Genomic DNA, 22,542 nt, shown 5'->3' on the forward strand with positions numbered 1-22,542 from the left:
TAACGCCACTAATTATTTCGTGATAACCATGCTTTTTTCACAGAGCGGCGCCAAATTATATCAATACCAAAATATCCTATAATTGATGCAATAGAAGCACATACTAATGAACCTAATAAAAATGCAGGACCAATTGTTTCTATACTTTCTAAAAACCAAGACCAACTTGCTTCAAATACAAAGTGTTGTTCTGGCTGATTAAGTATTAACGTACCCACTAAGTATGAGCCATAAAAGATAGGTGGCATGGTTAATGGATTCGTAAGCCATACTAAAGCAACTGATATGGGTAAATTAACCCTAAATAATATAGCACCTGCTGCGGCTAAAACCATTTGAAAAGGAACAGGGATGAAAGCAAAAAATAACCCGACCGCGAAGGCCCCTCGAGCTGAACGTCTATTTAAATGCCAAAGATTTGCGTCTTGCAAAAGTCGTCCAAATATTTTTAGTGATTTATGATGTCTAATTTTATTTGGATCAGGTAAAAATCTTTGGATCGTTTTTTTAGCCATTTAAAGCAACCATTTACATCAGTGTGGATAAGTCTTGGGTTTGTAATTGGCTGTGTAGCAACCGTGTTTTATTATCAAACTCTCGAATTTACAGTCTTCACAATTTTCATTGTAATAGTGAGCGCTTATTTTAAGCCGTTTTTAAACGTATTGTTAGGCTTTATTTGTGCAATTTGCTTTGTTGGTATGCATTTTTACCTTTTTTATAGTTTTGAAATACCAAAACCGAACGAAAAGTATGCACTTGATTCTACATTAGTTGTTGAAGAGATTATTTCTGATAAAAAACCTCAGTATATCAAAGCCAAAATAGTGGCATTAGATGGGAGTAGCTTTTCGAATTTTAGAGCACCCAAAGCAATGCTCAGTGTTAATTCTGCACAGCCTTTTACAGTCGGGGATGAATTCTCTGCATTAATCCATTTAAAATATTTTCGCAGTAATAAAAATTTTAATGTGTTTGATACTGAACGTTATGCATTTATAAATAGAATATTATTTAAAGGCAAAGTTCTCAATAAAGAGCTTAATATAATACACAGCGATAAACAAAGCATCGTACTAGATTATCAAAACTTCATTAAAAATACCTATACAAATACAAGATTGCAGTGGCTCTATTATGCATTACTCAGTGGTGATAAATCGTTAATGAGCTATACAGATAAACAATTAATGCAATCACTTGGGTTAAGTCATTTACTGGCTATATCGGGTTTACATATTGGTTTGATTTTTAGCTTTGGTTATTTATTCATTCGATTTATCTGTACGAAAATAAACTTTTCAATTGGTCAATCATTTAACCTTACACTTTACTACAGTTCGTTCGGTTTTATAGCTGCATTAGTTTACGTATATTTAAGTGACTTTTTAGTATCAGCAACGCGAGCGCTAATTATGCTGGGTTGTTATTTGTTACTTTATTTTCTTGCTAAACAGCCGCTGCGTTGGCGTAGTATTTTATTTGCCTTGGTAATAGTGCTTGCGGTTAACCCATTTAATTTACTTAATCCAGGTCTGTATTTTTCATTTTTAGCGGTCGCTATAATTTTTACTGTTATTAATAAATTACCAATATTAAATACACGAATAAAAAACAAAATTATTGCGTTATTTGTTATTCAAGTAGCATTGTTTATCGGTTTATTACCACTTTCACTTTATTTTTTTAATGGCGTAAGTATTGCGGGACTAGTGATTAACTTAATTGCGATACCGTTTCTTTCCATCATTATTTTACCATTTTTGATTGTTTTTACATTACTGAGTACTTTTATAGATATAGGTAATTTAATACATTTGTTTGATACAGGGTTATATGCGTTATTTAAATTACTTTATGAAATACCCGAGTCGTTAAGATGGCTGACAACAGGAAGAATCGAGTTAATATTCGTCATTTTTACCTATATTACTATGTTGATGATTTACTTCCTCCCCTATAAATTGCTCTGTTTCATTCCTTTAACAGTACTTTTATTGAATAATCTTCTAAAAGAAAAGCCTAACTGGCAACTTCATGTGTTTGATGTTGGGCATGGTCTCATGGCATTAATTGAAAAAGATAACCAAGTGCTTATCTATGATTTTGGTCCAAGTTATTTTAATCGTTTTAGTCGTACGCGAAGTATCTTATTGCCTTATATAAAAGCAAATAATTTCACAGTAAAAACAGCGATTCTAAGTCATGAAGACAGCGATCACGCTGGAGGAATACAGCATTTTATTGAAGCTGGATTTGGGGAAACATTAAAGCAATTTCACCCTGAAAATACACTTAATGTGTGTGAAGTCCAAAGTGTTGATTTTGTCGGTTTAAGAGTAGAAAGCTTTAGCACTAGAGGGTATGGGAATGAAAACGACGATTCATGCGTTGTTAGAGTATCGAGTAATACTCATAGTGTGTTATTTACAGGTGATATATCAAAATCCCGTGAAGCCTCTTTATTAGCGAATAATACACCGTTGAAAAGTACAGTCATGTTAAGCCCGCATCATGGCAGTGATACATCCTCAAGTGTTAATTTTATTAGTGATGTAGCCCCTAAAGTTGTGATTCATTCAAGTGCTTATAAAGGACAGTGGGAATTTCCCAAGCCCGTTGTTGTCGAGCGTTACAAAGCAATAAGCGCCGAGCAATTTACAACAGGCGTTGAAGGACAAATTAGTATTAAATTCTACTCAAACAATTTGGTCATAGAAACAGCAAGAGGGCAGGAAAGTTATTGGTTTATCAAAGATTGACGTTTAGTTTTATCTCATCGAAGGATACAATACAGGGAGTTACTGTATTTAGAGAGTGTTATGGATCAAAGTACTGCACAAATTTATAAACGTCTTGTCTCGTATGTTGGCGCATACAAAAGCGTCGCTTTTATCGCAATTGTTGGGATGATAGGCTATTCAGCAATGGATGCTTTATTCATTCAATTAATGAAGCCGTTTATTGATCAAGGTTTAAACCAGCGAAATACAGAAGTTTTAAAGTACGCTCCTTTTGTAGTTATCGCGTTAGTACTAGGGCGTGGTGTTTTTAACTTTATGTCTTCGTACTGTTTAAGTTATGTGGGCTCTCAAGTTGTACGCTCTTTACGCCAAGAGTTATTTGAGCACATATTGCATTTACCCGTTTCTTTTCATGACAAAAACTCAACAGGCGATTTAATTTCAAAAATCACTTTTGACACAGAGCAAGTTCAACAAGCAATTACTAAAGCGTTACTTATTGTTGTACGTGAAGGGGCCTTTGTTGTCTTTTTACTTGGTGTAATGTTTTATACCAGTTGGAAGCTCTCACTTATATTTTTAGTCATCATCCCTCTCGTTGCCATTATTGTAGCGGTTGTATCGAAACGTTTTCGCCATATTTCTAAAAGTATCCAATCAGCTATGGGGCAGGTTACACGCAGCTCTGAACAAATGCTTAGCGGACATAAAGTTATTCATGGATTTGGCGGACAAGATCAAGAGATCAATCACTTCTCGAGAATTAATAATCATAACCGCCAGCAGCGCATTAAAATGGATGCGACAAAAGCTTTAAGTGTATCAATTATTCAAATATTAGCTGCCAGTGCCATGGCTGTTATTTTATGGGCTGTATCTCTTCCATCAATGATTGATACGATTACCTCAGGTGACTTCATGGCATTAATTGCCTCAATGATGATGTTATTGCGACCGCTAAAACAACTCGCCAATGTTAATAGCGATATGCAGCGTGGTATCTCTGCAGCTCAAAGTATATTTTTAGTTTTAGATGAAGAAATGGAAAAAGATACTGGCACCGTTTCAGTCGATAAAGTTAAAGGGGTAATTGAAGTTAAAAATGTAACCTTTAAGTACCCAACAAAAGATGAAGCCGTATTAAACGATTTGTCGCTAACGATTAAAGCGGGTGAAAGTATTGCCTTAGTTGGGCGCTCAGGCTCGGGTAAATCAACAATTTCTAATTTATTACCACGCTACTATGACTTAGAGTTACCGAGTGAAATATTACTTGATGGTATAGCCCTGCAGGATTATAAATTAACAGATTTGCGTCGTCAATTTGCTTTAGTGTCTCAGCAGGTCGTGTTATTTAACGATACGATTGCTAACAATATTTGTTATGGCATAAAGCATGATGTGTCTGAGGAAGAATTAGAGCAAGTTGCTAAACAAGCGCATGTTTGGGAGTTTGTTAAAGACCTGCCAGAGCAATTAAACACCATGGTAGGTGAAAATGGTGTAATGCTCTCCGGCGGTCAACGCCAGCGTATAGCGATAGCACGTGCAATATTAAAAGACGCACCTATTTTGATTTTAGACGAGGCTACATCAGCACTTGATACCGAATCTGAAAAGCTTATTCAGCAAGCATTAGAAACGCTAATGAAAGATAAAACCTCAATTGTTATTGCGCATCGCTTATCTACTATCGAAAACAGTGACCGAATCTATGTTATTGATAATGGTCGTGTAATAGAAAGTGGCGATCACAATAGTTTATTAGCAAATGACGGTACTTATTCAGCCCTTTGCAAAATGCAGTTTGGTGATCAGGCGTGAGTAAAATAGAACAAAGCTGGTATAAATCATTTGGTCTAATTACTTTACTGTTATTACCATTAAGTGCTTTGTTTTGGGTTGTATCGTCATTTCGAAAATACTTATACAGCGCTAAAATACTTAAACCTTTTGAGTGCAAAACGCCTGTAATTGTAGTTGGCAATATAAGTGTTGGCGGTAATGGTAAAACGCCTTTTGTTTTGTGGCTGTATGGTCATTTAACACAGCAAGGTTTATCAGTGGGAATTATTAGTAGAGGATATGGTGGGCAATCAAAAAATTACCCGCTGTTAGTTACTGAGCTTGTAGATGCTCAGCAGGCTGGAGATGAGCCCGTACTTTTATACCATCGTTTAAAGTGCCCAATAGCGGTTGGGCCTAATAGACAACACAATATCGATTTATTAGAAAATAATTATACACTCGATGTTATTATTTCTGATGATGGAATGCAGCATTATAAAATGCCTCGTAGCATTGAGTGTTGTATTGTTGATAATGAGCGTCGTTTTGGTAATGGCTTTGTTATGCCAGCAGGGCCACTTCGTGAAACAACTAAACGTTTGCAAAGTGTCGATATAGTAATTGAAAATGGTGGTGAGGCTAATAATAGCTACACATTACAAGTAAGTAATCTTCGCTTAGTTAACTCAAGCGATTATGCAAAAAGTAACGTAAGTGAAGCACATGCAATAAGTGCAATTGGGAACCCTAAACGGTTTGAAAACTCATTAGAAGCACAAGATATTACGTTATTATCGACTCATCATTTTAGAGATCATTATGCTTATACAGTAGATGATTTTGCCCAATTTGGTGATGATTGCATTATAATGACCGAAAAAGATGCCGTTAAATGTAAGTCCTTTGCAAAGCCTAATTGGTATTATTTACCAGTAGATGCACAACCTACCGATAGCGTAATAAACACATTAAATTCAATATTAAAAGAAAAAGGAATACTCAATGGCCTTTGATACAAAATTACTCGAGATAATTGCGTGCCCTGTTTGTAAGGGAAAATTACGCTTTGATAGAGACAACAACGAACTAATTAGCACAGCAGCTAAGCTTGCTTATCCTGTTCAAGACGATATTCCAGTATTACTTGAAAATGAAGCACGTGAGTTATCTTTAGAAGAGGTTGAAAAGTGGAATTCGTAGTTGTAATTCCTGCTCGTTTTGCATCGACCCGACTACCAGGTAAACCGCTTGCTGATATTTGTGGCAAGCCAATGGTTCAACACGTTTACGAAAAAGCATGTTTATCAGGTGCTAGTAAAGTAGTTATAGCAACCGATCATCAAAAAGTATTTGATGCAGTAAGTATGTTTACTAATGATGTAGTAATGACGCGTGAAGATCACCAGTCGGGTACTGAACGATTAGCTGAAGTGGTTGATTTGCTTAAACTTGATAGCAATACAATTGTGGTTAATGTACAAGGCGATGAGCCATTACTTGCACCAGAAAACGTATCTCAAGTTGCTGCACTATTAAGTGATTCAACAGCACCAATGGCAACGTTAAGTGTTGCTATTGAAGAACGTGATGAAGTATTTAATCCTAATGCCGTTAAAGTGGTTAGCGATATAAATAAAAATGCCCTGTATTTCTCTCGTGCAAGTATACCGTTTGATAGAAATACGATGATGGGTGATAGCACTGCCCTTAATTTAGCCCCGTTTCAACGCCATGTAGGTATTTATGCGTACAGAGCGGGTTTTATTAAACAATACATAGAGCTGAGTGTATCACCACTAGAATTACTTGAATCACTTGAGCAGTTACGTGTTTTGTATCACGGTTATAAAATTAAAATAGAACAAGCTCAAATAGCCCCTCATGCAGGTGTAGATACGCCTGATGACTTAGCTAAAGTGATAGCGCATATTAAAAGTAAAAACGTGTGAGTGAGCAATTAAGTAAGATAATAAAAGTTGTTTATACACATAACGACTTTTATATTTTAGAAAAGCCAGCGGGTCTTAATTTTCATTCTGAAGAGGGACCCGGCTTTGTTGTTTTAGCCGAAAAACAATTATCGCAAAAGCTTTATGCCGTTCATCGTTTAGATAAAGTGACATCAGGGCTTATTATTTTAGCAAGAAACAAAGCCGCTGCAGCCGCCTTTACTGTTATGTTTACTGAGCATGCGATTGCTAAATTTTATTTAGCGATTAGTGATGCTAAACCAAAAAAGAAGCAGGGGTGGATAAAAGGCGATATGGCTAAGTCTCGCCGTGGCTCGTTTAAGTTACTAACGAGTACACTTAACCCTGCAATCACCCGATTCTATTCTCTGAGTTATAAGCCAGGATTTAGAGGGTATATTTTAAAACCTTACTCTGGCAAAACACATCAACTAAGAGTGGCACTAAAAAGTGTGGGCGCAGCTATTTTAGGCGATGCAATGTATTCAGGCGCGCCTTCTAATCGTACCTATTTACATGCATATGCGTTAAGCTTTTTATGGCAAGGTGAACAAATACAGCTAACTTTATTACCCGATAGTGGTGATGAGTATTTGGCGTTAATTAAACATCAAGATTTTCAAGCATGGCAATCGCCATGGCAACTGGATTGGTAAATGAGCGAAAAAGTTACAGATATACGTTTTGGTGGTATTAAACGTTTATATGGTCATCAACAGTTTGATTGGCTTCAAGAAGCACATTTTTGTGTAGTAGGGATTGGTGGTGTAGGAAGCTGGACAGCAGAAGCACTTGCACGTACTGGTGTTGGTAAAATAACACTTATAGATTTGGATGATATTTGCGCGACTAACGTCAATAGACAAATTCACGCGTTAACGGGCACTATTGGTCAAGCTAAAGTCGATGCAATGAAAGCGCGCTGCGAGCTCATTAATCCACAGTGCCAAGTTAATGTAATAGATGACTTTATTACGCTTGATAATATTCAAGAGCATATTCAAGGTTTTGATTATGTAATTGATTGTATTGATGCAGTTAAAGAAAAAGCAGCATTAATTGCTCACTGTAAACGTAATAAACTACCTATAATTACAACTGGTGGTGCTGGCGGGCAAACAGATCCTAGCCAAATAACTTTTGGTGATGTAGCTAAAACTACGCAAGACCCATTACTTGCAAAGGTGCGCTATATTTTGCGCAAGCAATATAATTTTAGTAATAATCCTAAACGTAAGTTTAATATTGATTGTGTTTACTCAACAGAGCAATTGGTTTACCCAGGAAGCGATGGCAGCGTATGTCATGCTAAGCAAAGTGCTGATGGCACGATGAATATGGACTGTAATAATGGTTTTGGCTCTGTGACTATGATCACAGGAAGCTTTGGTTTTTTTGTTGCTGCAAAAGCGGTGCGTAAATATCTAGATAAAAAACAACGCTCACAAGCTTAGTTTTCGTTAACTAAGCTTGTGTTGTGCCATGGTTTGTATCTTATCAACCATGGCTTTAATACCATTACCACGTGATGCGCTTAAGTGGCTTATAAGGCCGAGCTTTTCAAATTCTTCATACGCATTTTTATTCACTACCTGTTCTGGTGTAAGCCCGTTGTAAAGCGCTAAAATAATGGCTAATAATCCTTTTACTATACGAGTATCAGAGTCACCTATTACAACAAGTGTATTTTCGGTTAAGTCAAATTCAACGAACATCCATACTTTGCTTTCACAGCCTGGTACAAGTGCATCATCAGTTTTCAAAACATCAGCTAAAGCCGGTAACGTTTTTCCTAAAAGCATTATCTCACGATATTTTTGCTGCCAAGCGGTCGCATTTTTTATAGATTCTGTGACTTTTTTAAACGTATTTGTCATGAGTTATCCTAATTAATTCTATCAAACTGGCGTTCAATCTAATAAAGCGATACATTTTTTAAGTGAATCAATGAATATATCTACATCTTTGTAGGTATTATAAAAAGAAAAACTCGCTCTTAACGTTCCATTAAGCCCTAAATGTGTCATTAATGGTTGCGTACAATGGTGTCCACTTCTGACTGCAACCCCATATCCGTCAAGTAAAGTTGCCAAATCATAAGGATGTTCATCTTTAAAATTAAAACAGAGTGTACCAATATTGTCAGTTAGGTTGCTGAATATGGTAATGCCATCCACCTTTACCAATTTTTGTGCCGCGTAACTAAACAATTCTTGTTCATATTGCTGTATTTGCACGTGATCTAATTCATTTAAATAGTCTAATGCGGCACCAAAGCCTAAAACTCCAGAAATATTTGGTGTGCCAGTTTCAAATTTTGCAGGCGCAGGGCGATAAGTGCTATGAGTTAAGTAAACTTTATCGATCATTTCACCGCCGGATTGGTAAATATCTAGCGTATTTAGCTCTTCATATTGGCCATAAAGTACACCTAAGCCTGTTGGACCGAGCATTTTATGGCTTGAGCAAACATAAAAGTCACAGTTTAATTCACGTAAATCGGGTTTTAAATGCAGTGCACCTTGGGCTCCGTCCACTAAAATAAGCGAATTCACCTCTTTTGCAGCTACAATTAGTGGCTTTAAATCAGTGATATTACCCAGTGTGTTCGATGCTTGTGTAATAGCTAATAAGGCAGGTTTTGTTTCTTTTATAAATTCACAGCATTGTTGGGTGTTTAGCGTGCCATTATTATTTAGCGGCAGAGAGACTAATTTAGCTCCCGTCTGTTGGCTTACTAGTTGCCAAGGCACTATGTTTGCGTGATGCTCAAGCGGAGATATTATTATGGTATGACTTTCATCTAAACGCTTTTTTAAGCCGTTAGCGACCAAATTTATGGCTTCTGTAGCACCTTTAGTCCATACAATCTCTTTACTTAAGACATTAAAAAACCTTGCAGCTTTATCCCGGACTTGTTCATAAGAATAAGTGGCCTGTTCGCTAAGTGTATGGCGTCCACGGTGTACATTTGCATTTTGAGACGTATAAAACTCAGTAATTGTATCTATAACTGATTGAGGCTTTTGTGAGGTTGCTGCTGAGTCTAAATAAACAAGCGGGCAGCCGTTTATTGTTTGATTTAATGTCGGGAAATCGTTTCTAATTTTATTTATATCAAACTTTAAAGTAGGCATAGCTCATCTACATAGTGTTTTTAAGGCAGGGATTGTAATCGGTTTATGATAATTCTCAAGTGCTGTTAATAAAAAAAGGCCGCAAAATGCGGCCTTTTAAACTAACCAGCGCTAATTAACGCTTGTCAGTTGATACGTAGTCACGTTGAGTGTAACCAGTATACATTTGGCGAGGACGGCTGATCTTATGACCAGGTTGAGATAGCATCTCATCCCAGTGAGTGATCCAACCAACAGTACGTGCCATTGCAAAAATTACAGTGAACATGCTTGTTGGAATACCAATCGCTTTTAAGATAATACCAGAGTAGAAATCTACGTTAGGGTATAGTTTCTTCTCTACAAAGTACGGGTCTTCAAGGGCAATTTGCTCAAGCTTCATAGCAATATCAAGAAGTGGATCTTGGATATTAAGCTCAGCTAAAACTTCATGACACGTTTGACGCATTACTGTAGCACGTGGGTCGAAGTTTTTGTAAACGCGGTGACCAAAGCCCATAAGGCGGAATGGGTCAGCTTTGTCTTTAGCTTTAGCAACGTATTCATCAATACGATCCACAGAGCCAATCTCTTCTAACATGTTTAAACATGCTTCGTTAGCGCCGCCGTGAGCAGGTCCCCATAAAGAAGCAATACCAGCTGCAATACATGCATACGGGTTAGCACCTGATGAACCAGCAAGACGAACTGTTGAAGTCGATGCATTTTGCTCATGATCTGCATGAAGCATAAAGATTTTATCCATAGCTTTAGCAGTTACAGGGTTAACTTTATATTCTTCAGCAGGCACAGAGAACATCATGTGTAAGAAGTTTTCTGCGTAGCTTAAATCGTTACGTGGGTATACAAACGGTTGGCCGATGTTTGTTTTATAGGCCATTGCAGCAATAGTTGGTAACTTAGCAACTAGCTTAACTGCACTTGTTTTACGTTGTTCTGCATCAGTAATATCAAGGTCTTCATGATAAAAAGATGATAATGCACCCACTACGCCACAAAGCATTGCCATTGGGTGAGCGTCAAAGCGGAAACCTTGGAAAAAGTTAGCAATCTTCTCGTCAAGCATAGTGCTTGTAGTGATTTCATTCTTAAAAACTTCATATTGTTCTTTAGAAGGTAACTCACCATTTAAAAGTAAGTAGCAAAGCTCAATATAGTTAGAATCTTCAGCTAATTGCTCAATTGGGTAACCACGGTGAAGTAGTACACCTTTACCACCATCAATATAGGTGATTGCAGATTCACAAGAACCAGTCGACATGAAACCTGGGTCATAAGTAAAGTGACCATGTGAACCTAACGTACGTACGTCGATTACATCTTGGCCAGCAGTGCCTTGATAAATTGGAAGTTCGATTGGATCTAGTCCATCAATATGGACTGTGGCTTTTTTATCTGCCATCGCTATGTATCTCCTATTAAGATATCTATTCTGATTTTTAGATTTTAAAGTTCTGAAATCTGTTTTAAGCACATCTTCGCATTTTAACGTGAAAGAGGGGGTTAAAGTCAATTTTTATAAACATTATGCATATATGTATAATAAATATTCGGTATTAATTAAATATAATACTATTGGCTAATTCGCAAACATCTCTAAATAAACAAGAATTGTAAAAAGTCCTGTGGGTATATATACTAACGGTGGTTTTAAACCGTATTGTATTTGGGTAAACATATTCTTAACAGCTTAAAATTTACTGTTTTGTGAACTTTAACTATTTTGATACGTTTATTCTGATAGTTCCATCAGTAATATTTGGTGGGTTTTTAGAAAAACAAGTAGATGAGCTCCACTGTGAGCAAAGATGGGCAAGTAACTGTGAAAAAGCAAAGACCTGTAAATCTAGATCTAACAACTATATCTATGCCGGCAACGGCTAAAGCTTCAATTTTTCACCGCGTCACCGGTGTTGCATTGTTTTTTGCTTTAACGTTTGTCATTTGGGCTTGGTCTGAGTCTCTCTCTTCAGCTGAAGGTTTTGAATTCGTCAAGGGTCTGTTTAACGGATTCATTGCCAAATTTATAGCTTGGGGCACTGTTTCTGTATTAGGTTATCACCTTATTGGTGGCATCCGTCATATGATTATGGATATGGGACATTGGGAAGAACTTGAATCAGGTAACCTCAGCGCTAAAGTATCAATGGCTCTTGGTGTTGTGTTTGCCGTATTGGCAGGGGTGTGGATATGGTTTTAAATCAAGCAACTCTAAAACGTGATGGTGTACAAGATTTCGTATCTTTACGTACCACGGCATTAATAATCAGCGCGTACGCGATTTTTATTATCGGCTATTTTTTAGCGACGCCAGAAGTCACTTTCGAAGCCTGGACAGGCCTCTTCTCTAACCTAGCAATGAAAGGGTTTACTTTAATTACCCTTATTTGCATTATGGTTCATACCCGCATTGGCCTTTGGCAAGTTCTTACAGACTATGTTAAGTGTTCGAAGTTGCGTGCTGTTTTAGGTTTTGTTTTAAACCTAATGGCCGTTGCTTACGTAGCTATTGGTCTAATCGTATTATGGGGTGTTTAAGTGAAATATTCTGTTCGTGAATTTGACGCCGTAGTAATTGGTGCAGGTGGTGCTGGTATGCGCGCTGCTTTAGCAATTACAGAATCTGGCAAAACGTGTGCATTAATATCTAAAGTATTTCCAACGCGCTCACACACTGTATCTGCTCAAGGTGGTATTACAGTAGCGCTTGGTAATTCACACGAAGACAACTGGGAATGGCATATGTACGATACCGTTAAGGGTTCCGATTTTATCGGCGACCAAGACGCTATTGAATACATGTGTCAAACTGGCCCAGAAGCTATTACTGAATTAGAAAACATGGGACTACCATTTTCTCGTTTTGAAAATGGCCGTGTTTACCAACGTCCTTTCGGTGGTCAATCGAAAAACTTTGGTGGTGAACAAGCCGCACGTACTGCCGCTGCTGCTGACCGTACTGGTCATGCTTTACTTCATCTTCTATATCAACAAAACGTTAAAAACAAAACAAATGTATTCTCTGAGTGGTATGCACTTGACTTAGTTAAAAACGACAATGGCGATGTAGTAGGGTGTACAGCAATTGAGATTGAAACAGGTGAAATCACTTTCTTCAAATCTAAAGCAGTTGTATTAGCCACTGGTGGTGCTGGTCGTATATTCGCATCAACAACAAATGCTCACATTAACACCGGTGACGGTGTTGGTATGGCAACCCGCGCTGGTATTTCTATGCAAGACATGGAAATGTGGCAGTTCCACCCAACGGGTATTGCAGGTGCTGGTACGCTAGTAACAGAAGGTTGTCGTGGTGAAGGCGGTTATCTTTTAAATAAAGATGGCGAGCGCTTCATGGAACGTTACGCACCAAATGCAAAAGACTTAGCGTCTCGTGATGTTGTTGCGCGTTCAATGATGACTGAAATCCGTGAAGGTCGTGGTTGTGATGGTCCTTGGGGTCCTCATATCAAGCTGAAACTTGACCATTTAGGTGAAGAAACGCTTAACCTACGTCTTCCTGGCGTATGTGACCTAGCTAAAACTTTCGCTCACGTTGATCCAGCTAAAGAGCCAATTCCAGTAATTCCTACTTGTCATTATATGATGGGTGGTGTTCCTACTAACGTAAATGGACAAGCACTACAAATCGATGCTCAAGGCAACGAAAAAGTAGTTGAAGGTTTATTTGCTGTTGGTGAGATTGCATGTGTATCTGTACACGGTGCAAACCGCCTAGGTGGTAACTCATTACTAGATTTAGTTGTATTTGGCCGCGCTGCTGGTAACTTCTTAGGTAAATACCTTAAAGATGTTGAAGTATCAAAAGCGGCTTCAGAGTCAGATTTAGAAGCGTCTCTTGCACGTTACAACCGTTGGGAAAATTCAACGGCTGGCCAAGGTGAAGATCCAGTTCAAATCAAAAAAGACCTACAGCAATGTATGCAGCTTAACTTCTCGGTATTCCGTGAAGGCGATTCAATGGCTTCAGGTCTTCAAGAACTTAAAGAAATTCGTGAACGTCTGCAACATGCTCGTCTTGATGATAAATCATCAGACTTCAATACGCAGCGTATCGAATGTCTTGAACTAGATAACTTAATGGAAACAGCTTACTCAACTGCAGTAGCTGCAAACTTCCGTACAGAAAGCCGTGGTGCACATTCTCGCTTTGACTACCCAGATCGTGATGACGAAAACTGGTTATGTCACTCAGTATTCAATCCTGTAACGGATGAAATGAGTAAGCGTGATGTAAACTATGCGCCTAAAACGCGTGAAGCTTTCCCACCTAAAGCACGTGTTTACTAGGAGATAGACGATGGCACAAGTACAATTTTCAGTTTATCGTTATAATCCAGATGTTGACAACGCCCCTCGTATGCAAGAATACACCTTGCAAACAGAGGAAGGTCACGACATGATGGTGTTAGATGCACTTATTCTTTTAAAAGAACAAGATCCTACACTATCTTTTCGTCGTTCATGCCGTGAAGGTGTGTGTGGATCTGATGGTGTTAACATGAATGGTAAAAATGGTTTAGCATGTATTACTCCTTTATCTACGCTACAAAAAAATGGCAAAGGTAAAATTGTAGTACGTCCATTACCAGGCTTACCTGTGGTTCGTGACCTTGTTATTGACATGAGTCAGTTCTACACTCAGTACGAAAAAGTTAAACCTTATTTAATTAATGATCAGCCTGCAGCAGGCGAGCGTCTTCAATCTATTGAAGAACGTGATAAATTAGATGGGCTATATGAGTGTATTTTGTGTGCATGTTGTTCGACATCGTGTCCTTCGTTCTGGTGGAATCCAGACAAGTTCATTGGTCCAGCAGGCCTTCTTCACGCTTACCGTTTCTTAGCTGATAGCCGAGATACAGCAACTGAAGAACGTTTAGCGGATTTAGACGATGCGTTCAGTGTGTTCCGTTGCCACAGTATCATGAACTGTGTTAGCGTTTGTCCTAAGGGTCTTAACCCGACTAAAGCAATTGGGCAAATCAAATCTATGTTATTAAACCGAGCGGTTTGATTACTTAGTAAACGTAAGATGGCTAATACAGATTATTAGCCATCTTGTTATGATAACTATTAATTTCTGCGCTAAAGAAAAGGGCTTATAAATGCACGAAGGTGTGATGAAGGCATGGCTAGAATCTTCACATTTAAACGGCGGCAACGTTGCTTATGTAGAAGAGCTTTATGAAGCGTATTTAGACGATGCGACTTCTGTGCCAGATGAATGGCGAGAAGTGTTCGAACAATTACCTAAAGTTGATGGTGTGGATGTTGAAGTAAAACATTCAGAAGTTCGAACGCAGTTTGCACAGCTTGCAAAAAACAAGCATAGAGAAGTAGTGGTAGCAGAGGGTAGTGGCGGTGACCTTAAACAGGTTAAAGTTCTACAACTTATTAATGCTTTCCGTTTTCGTGGACACCAAAATGCAAACCTAGATCCATTAGGTATTTGGCAACGAGAGCGTGTACGAGATTTAGAGCTAGAGTACCACGACTTATCTTCAAGTGATTTTGACCGCGAGTTTAACGTAGGATCGTTTGCCGTAGGCCGCGATACTATGCCTTTAGGTGAACTATACCAAGCACTAAAAACTACATATTGTGGTTCAATTGGCGCTGAGTATATGCACATCACATCAACAGAGGAAAAGCGTTGGTTACAACAGCGTTTAGAATCTGTCCAGTCTAGGCCAAAATTCGAAAAAGACGAAAAGCTGCGTATCCTAAAAGGATTAACTGCTGCTGACGGACTTGAAAAATATTTAGGGGCTAAGTTCCCAGGTGCTAAGCGTTTCTCACTTGAAGGTGGCGATGCGCTGGTTCCAATGTTAAAAGAGCTTATTCACCGCGCAGGTGAAAGCGGCCAACAAGAAGCTGTTATTGGTATGGCTCACCGTGGTCGTTTAAATGTTCTTGTAAATGTACTTGGTAAAAATCCATCAGAATTATTTGATGAGTTTGCTGGTAAACATAAAGAAACATTAAGTTCTGGCGATGTTAAATACCACATGGGTTATTCATCTGACTTTGCTACTAAAGGTGGCAATGTTCATATGGCGCTTGCGTTTAACCCGTCTCATCTTGAAATTGTAAATCCAGTTGTTATGGGCTCAGTACGTGCTCGTCTTGATCGCTTAGGTGACAGTTCTGGTATTAAAGCTTTACCAATTACAATTCATGGTGATTCTGCGGTTACAGGCCAAGGTGTTGTACAAGAAACGTTTAACTTATCACAAACTAACGCGTTTAGTTGTGGTGGTAGTATTCGTATTGTTGTAAATAACCAAGTTGGTTTTACTACATCAAAACAAGACGATGTACGCTCTACAGATTACTGTACTGACATTGCTAAAATGGTTCAGTCACCTATCTTCCATGTTAACTCTGATGACCCTGAAGCAGTTGCATTTGTTACTCAAATTGCACTTGATTTCAGAAACCAGTTTAAACGTGACGTAGTAATCGATTTAGTATGTTACCGTCGCCATGGCCACAATGAAGCTGATGAGCCTAATGCAACTCAGCCTGTTATGTACCAAAAAATTAAAAAGCACCCAGTTCCACGTTTAATTTACGCAGATCAACTTATAGCTGAAGGCTCTTTTTCTGAACAAGAAATAAAAGCACTTGCTGATGAGTACCGTAATGCATTAGACGAAGGCAATTGTGTTGTTTCAGAAATACAACCAGAGACATCGCATTCTTCAGATTGGGCAAAGTATGTTGGCCATGAATGGGATGTTGATTACGATGCCAGCGTACCTGTTGAAGAGCTCAAAGCACTCGGTGAGAAAATCGCTTCTTACCCAGAGCAATATAAAGCACAGTCACGCGTTAAAAAGATTTACGATGATCGTAAATTAATGGCTTCTGGTGAGAAACCTCTAGATTGGGGTATGGCAGAAACACTTGCTTATGCAACAATTGCAACTGAAGGCACTGACATTCGTTTAACTGGTCAGGATTCAGGGCGTGGTACATTCTTCCATCGTCATGCTGTTGTTCACAGTCAATCAGACGGCGCTACTTATACACCTCTACAGCACTTAAGCGAAGATCAAGGTACTTTTGAAGTATTTGACTCTGTTTTATCTGAAGAAGCTGTTGTTGCTTTTGAATACGGTTATGCAACTGCAGAGCCTACTTCATTAGTACTTTGGGAAGCACAGTTTGGTGATTTCGCCAACGGTGCACAAGTTGTATTTGACCAATTCCTAAGTTCTGGTGAGCAAAAATGGGGCCGTTTATGTGGTCTTACAATTTTGTTACCACATGGCTACGAAGGACAAGGTCCAGAACATAGTTCAGCTCGTTTAGAGCGTTTCCTACAACTATGTGCTGATCACAACATGCAAGTATGTGTTCCATCTACTCCTGCACAAGTTTACGCTATGCTTCGTCGTCAATCAGTTCGACCACTACGTCGTCCGTTGATTGTTATGACGCCTAAGTCGTTGCTTCGTCATCCTCTTGCAACTTCATCGCTTGAAGAGCTATCGCATGGTGTTTTCCATAATATGATCGACGAAGTTGATGATATTAACCCTGAGAAAGTTGAACGCGTTGTATTTTGTAGTGGTAAAGTTTATTACGAACTATTACAAGAGCGTCGTAAGCTAGAGCAAGATAATATTGCTATTGTTCGTGTTGAGCAGTTATATCCGTTCCCACATGACGAAATGCAAACAATTATGGAGCGTTACCAACACGTAACTGATTTTGTATGGTGTCAAGAAGAGCCACAAAACCAAGGTGCATGGTATTGTTCACAACATCACTTTATTGATGCAATCCCACAAGGTGCTAAATTAAAATATGCAGGACGTAAAGCGTCTGCATCACCAGCGTGTGGTTACATGTCAGTACATACTAAAGAACAACAAGCGCTCGTTGCCGACGCGCTTACTATAGAAAATAAAGGATAAGCAATGAGCACAGAAATTAAAGTTCCTGTTCTTCCTGAGTCGGTTGCAGATGCTACCGTTGCTACATGGCATGTAAGTGTTGGCGACAAAGTAACTCGCGATCAAAACTTAGTAGACATTGAAACAGATAAAGTGGTTTTAGAAGTTGTTGCACAGCATGACGGTGTAATTACAGAAATATCACAAGAAGAAGGTGCAACCGTACTTGGCGATCAAGTTATGGGTTTACTTGGTGATGCTGATGCAGCGCCAGCAAGTGAAGGTTCATCTAAAGAAGAATCAGCACCAGCTAAATCAGAAGACGCGCCAGCGGCGCAATCAGCACCAGCATCAGAAGGTAAAGAAGTGGACATTAAAGTACCTGTACTTCCAGAATCAGTTGCAGACGCAACAATTGCTACATGGCATGTACAACCAGGTGACGCAGTAACACGCGACCAAAACTTGGTAGATATTGAAACAGATAAAGTTGTTCTTGAAGTAGTAGCTCAAGAAGATGGCATCATGGGTGATATCATTCACAACGAAGGCGATACTGTACTAGGCGAGCAAGTAATTGGTTCGGTTAAAGCAGGCGGTGCACCAGCGGCTCCAGCTGCAAAAGCAGACGAAACGCCAGCAGCAGATTCTAGCGAAAGTTCAGATGTGTTAACACCATCAGTTCGTCGTTTAATTGCTGAGAAAGGCTTAGACGCTTCTAAAATTAACGGCACGGGTAAAAATGGCCGCGTAACTAAAGAAGACGTTGATACGTTCTTAAAAGCACCAGCGCCAGCGGCTAAAAAAGCAGAAGCTTCTGCTCCTGCAGCACCGATGGGCGATCGTACTCAAAAACGTGTTCCTATGACTCGCCTGCGTAAAACGATTGCTACACGTCTTCTTGAAGCTAAAAATTCAACTGCAATGTTAACAACATTCAACGAAGTGAACATGGAACCAATCATGAGCCTTCGTAAGCAGTACCAAGAAGTATTTGAAAAGCGTCATGGCATTCGTTTAGGTTTCATGTCTTTCTACGTGAAAGCGGTAACTGAAGCACTTAAACGCTTCCCAGATGTTAATGCATCAATTGATGGTGACGATATTGTTTACCATAACTATTTTGATATCAGCATCGCAGTATCTACTCCACGTGGTCTAGTTACTCCAGTACTTAAAGATTGTGACAAACTATCTGTTGCTGAAATCGAAAAGGGTATTCGTGAATTAGCACTTAAAGGTCGTGATGGTAAGCTAACGCTTGCAGATATGACCGGTGGTAATTTCACTATTACTAATGGCGGCGTATTTGGTTCATTACTATCTACACCTATCATTAACTTGCCACAGTCTTCAATTTTGGGTATGCATAAAATCCAAGACCGTCCGATGGCTGTAAATGGTAAAGTAGAAATACTTCCTATGATGTATTTAGCTCTTTCTTATGACCACCGTATCATTGATGGTAAAGAATCAGTTGGTTTCTTAGTGACTATTAAAGAGTTACTTGAAGATCCAACTCGCTTATTGCTAGATGTTTAATCTAGTTGTATGAAATGTAAGCTGTGAATGAACATTCACAGCTTTTTTTTTGCGCCTTTGGTCTTACTGGGGTTTTCATGTTAAGCCTTGGGATCTATACTAGGTGCGCAATTTGGGATAGTTGTTTATTTGAAAAAATATTCAGCTCTTTTAGTATAAAAAATTGGATAAAGCATCATGAATTTGCATGAGTATCAGGCAAAACAACTTTTTGCCGAATATGGTTTACCAGTTTCTCAGGGTTTCGCTTGCGATACACCTGAAGAAGCTGCAGCAGCTGCTGAAAAAATCGGCGGTGATATGTGGGTTGTTAAAACTCAGGTTCACGCAGGTGGACGTGGTAAAGCTGGCGGTGTAAAGCTAGTAAAAACTATCGACGAAGTAAAAGCGTTTGCAGCTAACTGGTTGGGTAAAAACCTAGTTACTTACCAAACAGACGAGAAAGGTCAGCCAGTAGCTAAAATTTTAGTTGAAAGCTGTACTGACATTGCTAACGAATTGTACCTAGGTGCAGTAGTTGACCGTGCATCTCGCAAAGTAGTTTTCATGGCGTCTACTGAAGGCGGCGTTGAAATTGAAACTGTTGCAGAAGAAACACCAGAGCTTATCCACAAAGCTGAAATTGATCCATTAGTGGGTCCTCAAGCTTACCAAGCACGTGAACTAGGCTTTAAATTGGGTCTTAACCCAGTACAAATGAAGCAGTTTGTTAAGATCTTTATGGGTCTTGGTAACATGTTTACTGATTTTGATTTCGCACTACTTGAGATCAACCCGTTAGTAATTACAGACGAAGGTAACCTTCACTGTCTTGACGGAAAAATCGGTATTGATGGTAATGCACTTTACCGTCAACCTAAAATCCGTGAGTTCCACGATCCATCTCAAGAAGATGCACGTGAAGCACACGCAGCAAGCTTCGAGCTTAACTACGTTGCTCTAGATGGCAATGTTGGTTGTATGGTTAACGGTGCAGGCCTAGCAATGGGTACTATGGACATCGTAAACCTACACGGCGGCAAACCGGCTAACTTCCTAGATGTTGGCGGCGGCGCGACTAAAGAACGTGTTTCTGAAGCATTCAAAATCATCCTTTCTGACGATAATGTTAAAGCTGTTTTAGTAAACATCTTTGGCGGTATTGTACGTTGTGACATGATTGCTGAAGGTATCATTGGCGCAGTTAAAGAAGTTGGCGTAAATGTACCTGTAGTTGTACGTTTAGAAGGTACTAATGCTGAATTAGGTCGTGAAGTTCTTAAGAACTCAGGTCTAGATATCATTGCTGCTGAATCACTAACAGACGCTGCTGAGAAAGTTGTTGCTGCTGCGGAGGGCAAATAATGTCTGTATTAATCAATAAAGATACAAAAGTTATCTGTCAAGGTTTCACTGGTGGCCAAGGTACTTTCCACTCAGAGCAAGCGCTTGAGTACGGTACACAAATGGTTGGTGGTGTAAGCCCAGGTAAAGGCGGTCAAACGCACCTTGGTCTTCCTGTATTCAACACAGTTCGTGATGCTGTTCAAGAAACTGGCGCAACTGCTTCAGTTATCTACGTACCAGCTCCTTTCTGTAAAGATGCAATCTTAGAAGCTATCGATGCTGGCATCGAGCTGATTGTTTGTATCACTGAAGGTATCCCTACGCTTGATATGGTTGACGTTAAAGTTAAACTAGATCAAACAGGTACTCGGATGATCGGTCCTAACTGTCCAGGTGTTATTACTCCTGGTGAGACTAAGATTGGTATCATGCCTGGTCACATCCACAAACCTGGTAAAGTAGGTATTGTTTCTCGCTCTGGTACTTTAACGTACGAAGCGGTTAAGCAAACTACTGATGCTGGTTTTGGTCAGTCTACGTGTGTTGGTATTGGTGGTGATCCAATCCCAGGTACTAACTTTATCGACGTTCTAGAAATGTTCGAAAAAGATCCACAAACTGAAGCAATCGTAATGATTGGTGAAATTGGTGGTACTGCAGAAGAAGAAGCTGCAGAGTACATCAAAGCTAACGTAACTAAACCTGTAGTATCTTACATTGCTGGTGTTACTGCACCAGAAGGTAAGCGTATGGGTCACGCTGGCGCAATCATCGCAGGCGGTAAAGGTACTGCTGATGAGAAATTTGCTGCATTAGAAGCTGCGGGCGTAAAAACTGTACGTTCACTTGCTGAAATCGGTAAAGCACTTAAAGAGAAAACAGGCTGGTAATTGCTTGTTTCCTCTGAAAAGGCCCGCTTATGCGGGCCTTTTTGTTATTGAGGTAAATTTAGAACGGATAACTAATATGCTGAAAAAAGCGTACAGACAAATCTTGTCGTTGCTTATTTATGGCCAGCTCGTTACATAATGCATGAATTGTTTTCTCTACTTGGTTCATAAAGCGGCCATAACCAATTTCATGTTTATCCTGCTGCGTTGCGACAATAACAAAATGTAGTGTTTCTACTAATTTTGTTGCTTCATAAAAATACTTAATTTGATTTTCATTTGATTCAACATCAAAACTCAACTTTTGTAACTCTGTATTACCTTCATTTTTATCTATTTTACTGTTTCGGACAATGGGTATTGCGCCATTAGCTACCATTGCACCGTGTGTTAGTTTGTTTTGTTCACATGCGCGTTTAAAACTATCTGCAAAGTAATCATAAAACTTTTCCACATCGTTATTGTTCACCATTGTTTGAAACTGTGTTTTGATGGCCCGAGAAACCGCAATGGTAAATGTCGCGTAAGTCATTTCAGCATAGTCACTAGGAATATTACATTGCCTTGATTGATAACGAGGGTAGAGGCTTCTGAGTTTATATCCATAACTCTCTTTATTTCCCTTATCTTTAGCAAATAAATCGTAAGTTAGATGTTGGTGATCGCGAAGTTTAAATTGGGGCTGATTTATAAATAACTGTTCTTGGAGTAAGTTTAATACTTTTTGCACTCTATTGTGAAACAAAGCTGAGTTTGCACGCAAGTCTTCACCCGTGGCTAAAAACAAGAAACGTATTTTCTTACTTTTTATATCTGGTGAGTAATAAATTTTATGTGCCTCGTGATAACGAGGGTTATAAAAAAACAACATCTGCTTGTCGGTTTCTAGCTGATATGACTCATCATGAAAGCGTACAACCGGTAGTTTATCGTTTGCTAATAAATGTACATTATGCAGTTCATACTCATCACAACATGCAAATAATTGACGCGCAATACGCTCGTAGCAACAGTTTATAGTGCTAAAGCTATTATAAAATGCTTCATTAGGTATTATTTCAGCCAATAAATAGTGGTTAGCGCGTGCATTAGTTGGAATATATACACGGTGTTGATTAAGTGTCGCCATCTTAGAATCCTTATAAAGTAGGTTATTTAGCTACTATAATTGGCTTTGATGACCTAAATGTTGCGTTAAAACAAATTTTATTCATAAA

Annotated in this window: 20 protein-coding genes; 15 read left to right on the top strand and 5 right to left on the bottom strand. The window is 38.9% G+C overall.

The window, feature by feature from the left end; all coding sequences use genetic code 11:
* Window positions 1-8: 8 nt before the first annotated feature.
* Window positions 9-515 (bottom strand): DUF2062 domain-containing protein, encoded by a 507-nt coding sequence (locus H5157_RS07025; protein WP_024595571.1) that lies wholly within the window; start codon window positions 513-515, stop codon window positions 9-11.
* On the opposite strand from H5157_RS07025, the gene H5157_RS07030 reads away from it, so the two are divergent.
* The 7 genes from H5157_RS07030 to tcdA are packed head-to-tail and all read left to right on the top strand — an operon-like array spanning window position 495 to window position 7,956.
* On the top strand, window positions 495-2,762 hold the full coding sequence (locus H5157_RS07030) for a DNA internalization-related competence protein ComEC/Rec2 (protein ID WP_182724423.1): 2,268 nt from the start codon (window positions 495-497) through the stop codon (window positions 2,760-2,762). The two genes, H5157_RS07025 and H5157_RS07030, sit on opposite strands and share 21 nt — an antisense overlap.
* 60 nt (window positions 2,763-2,822) lie before the next feature.
* Window positions 2,823-4,568 (top strand): lipid A export permease/ATP-binding protein MsbA, encoded by a 1,746-nt coding sequence (gene msbA / locus H5157_RS07035; protein ID WP_182724424.1) that lies wholly within the window; start codon window positions 2,823-2,825, stop codon window positions 4,566-4,568.
* Window positions 4,565-5,545 (top strand): tetraacyldisaccharide 4'-kinase, encoded by a 981-nt coding sequence (gene lpxK / locus H5157_RS07040; RefSeq protein WP_165723485.1) that lies wholly within the window; start codon window positions 4,565-4,567, stop codon window positions 5,543-5,545. Before msbA ends, lpxK begins: the two co-directional genes overlap by 4 nt.
* A complete protein-coding gene (locus H5157_RS07045) occupies window positions 5,535-5,732 on the top strand; it encodes a Trm112 family protein (RefSeq protein ID WP_182681254.1) in 198 nt (65 codons plus the stop codon). Before lpxK ends, H5157_RS07045 begins: the two co-directional genes overlap by 11 nt.
* Window positions 5,720-6,481, top strand: coding sequence for a 3-deoxy-manno-octulosonate cytidylyltransferase (gene kdsB / locus H5157_RS07050; protein WP_002961791.1), 762 nt, complete (start codon window positions 5,720-5,722; stop codon window positions 6,479-6,481). The genes H5157_RS07045 and kdsB overlap by 13 nt, the downstream gene beginning before the upstream one ends.
* Window positions 6,478-7,158, top strand: a complete 681-nt coding sequence (locus H5157_RS07055; RefSeq protein WP_182724425.1) for a TIGR01621 family pseudouridine synthase — start codon at window positions 6,478-6,480, stop codon at window positions 7,156-7,158. Before kdsB ends, H5157_RS07055 begins: the two co-directional genes overlap by 4 nt.
* Window positions 7,159-7,956: a tRNA cyclic N6-threonylcarbamoyladenosine(37) synthase TcdA gene (tcdA, locus tag H5157_RS07060; RefSeq protein ID WP_182724426.1), complete on the top strand. Its 798-nt coding sequence runs from the start codon at window positions 7,159-7,161 to the stop codon at window positions 7,954-7,956.
* Window positions 7,957-7,962: 6 nt separating this feature from the next.
* On the opposite strand, the gene H5157_RS07065 is transcribed toward tcdA, so the two are convergent.
* From H5157_RS07065 to H5157_RS07075, 3 genes are all read right to left on the bottom strand, one after another.
* Window positions 7,963-8,379, bottom strand: a complete 417-nt coding sequence (locus H5157_RS07065; RefSeq protein ID WP_165723481.1) for a SufE family protein — start codon at window positions 8,377-8,379, stop codon at window positions 7,963-7,965.
* A gap of 33 nt (window positions 8,380-8,412) precedes the next feature.
* The gene (locus H5157_RS07070) at window positions 8,413-9,639 is read right to left on the bottom strand and encodes a SufS family cysteine desulfurase (RefSeq protein ID WP_182724427.1); all 1,227 of its coding nucleotides are present in this window, start codon (window positions 9,637-9,639) and stop codon (window positions 8,413-8,415) included.
* Between the two features lie 115 nt (window positions 9,640-9,754).
* Complete coding sequence (locus H5157_RS07075; RefSeq protein WP_002961796.1) at window positions 9,755-11,041, bottom strand: citrate synthase; 1,287 nt, start codon at window positions 11,039-11,041, stop codon at window positions 9,755-9,757.
* Between the two features lie 420 nt (window positions 11,042-11,461).
* Between H5157_RS07075 and sdhC the strand changes: the two genes are divergently transcribed.
* The 8 genes from sdhC (at window position 11,462) to sucD (ending at window position 21,325) form a co-directional block, all read left to right on the top strand.
* Window positions 11,462-11,839, top strand: coding sequence for a succinate dehydrogenase, cytochrome b556 subunit (gene sdhC / locus H5157_RS07080; RefSeq protein WP_122975019.1), 378 nt, complete (start codon window positions 11,462-11,464; stop codon window positions 11,837-11,839).
* Window positions 11,830-12,177 carry a succinate dehydrogenase, hydrophobic membrane anchor protein gene (gene sdhD, locus H5157_RS07085; protein WP_002961798.1) on the top strand — a complete coding sequence of 116 codons (348 nt, stop codon included), beginning with the start codon at window positions 11,830-11,832 and terminating at the stop codon, window positions 12,175-12,177. The genes sdhC and sdhD overlap by 10 nt, the downstream gene beginning before the upstream one ends.
* Window positions 12,178-13,950 (top strand): succinate dehydrogenase flavoprotein subunit, encoded by a 1,773-nt coding sequence (gene sdhA, locus H5157_RS07090; RefSeq protein WP_002961801.1) that lies wholly within the window; start codon window positions 12,178-12,180, stop codon window positions 13,948-13,950.
* Between the two features lie 10 nt (window positions 13,951-13,960).
* Window positions 13,961-14,677 carry a succinate dehydrogenase iron-sulfur subunit gene (locus H5157_RS07095; protein WP_002961804.1) on the top strand — a complete coding sequence of 239 codons (717 nt, stop codon included), beginning with the start codon at window positions 13,961-13,963 and terminating at the stop codon, window positions 14,675-14,677.
* A 91-nt stretch (window positions 14,678-14,768) separates the two neighbouring features.
* Window positions 14,769-17,588: a 2-oxoglutarate dehydrogenase E1 component gene (gene sucA, locus H5157_RS07100; protein WP_033021680.1), complete on the top strand. Its 2,820-nt coding sequence runs from the start codon at window positions 14,769-14,771 to the stop codon at window positions 17,586-17,588.
* 3 nt (window positions 17,589-17,591) lie between these two features.
* Complete coding sequence (odhB, locus tag H5157_RS07105; RefSeq protein ID WP_039487977.1) at window positions 17,592-19,109, top strand: 2-oxoglutarate dehydrogenase complex dihydrolipoyllysine-residue succinyltransferase; 1,518 nt, start codon at window positions 17,592-17,594, stop codon at window positions 19,107-19,109.
* Window positions 19,110-19,286: 177 nt separating this feature from the next.
* Window positions 19,287-20,453, top strand: coding sequence for an ADP-forming succinate--CoA ligase subunit beta (gene sucC, locus H5157_RS07110; protein WP_002961809.1), 1,167 nt, complete (start codon window positions 19,287-19,289; stop codon window positions 20,451-20,453).
* Complete coding sequence (gene sucD, locus H5157_RS07115) at window positions 20,453-21,325, top strand: succinate--CoA ligase subunit alpha (RefSeq protein ID WP_002961811.1); 873 nt, start codon at window positions 20,453-20,455, stop codon at window positions 21,323-21,325. The genes sucC and sucD overlap by 1 nt, the downstream gene beginning before the upstream one ends.
* Window positions 21,326-21,383: 58 nt before the next feature.
* Here the strand turns inward: sucD and H5157_RS07120 are convergent, their stop codons facing one another.
* The gene (locus tag H5157_RS07120; RefSeq protein ID WP_182724428.1) at window positions 21,384-22,454 is read right to left on the bottom strand and encodes a DUF3083 family protein; all 1,071 of its coding nucleotides are present in this window, start codon (window positions 22,452-22,454) and stop codon (window positions 21,384-21,386) included.
* Between the last annotated feature and the right edge of the window lie 88 nt (window positions 22,455-22,542).

This window comes from Pseudoalteromonas sp. SG43-3 (genome assembly GCF_014164385.1).
GTDB lineage: Bacteria > Pseudomonadota > Gammaproteobacteria > Enterobacterales > Alteromonadaceae > Pseudoalteromonas > Pseudoalteromonas distincta.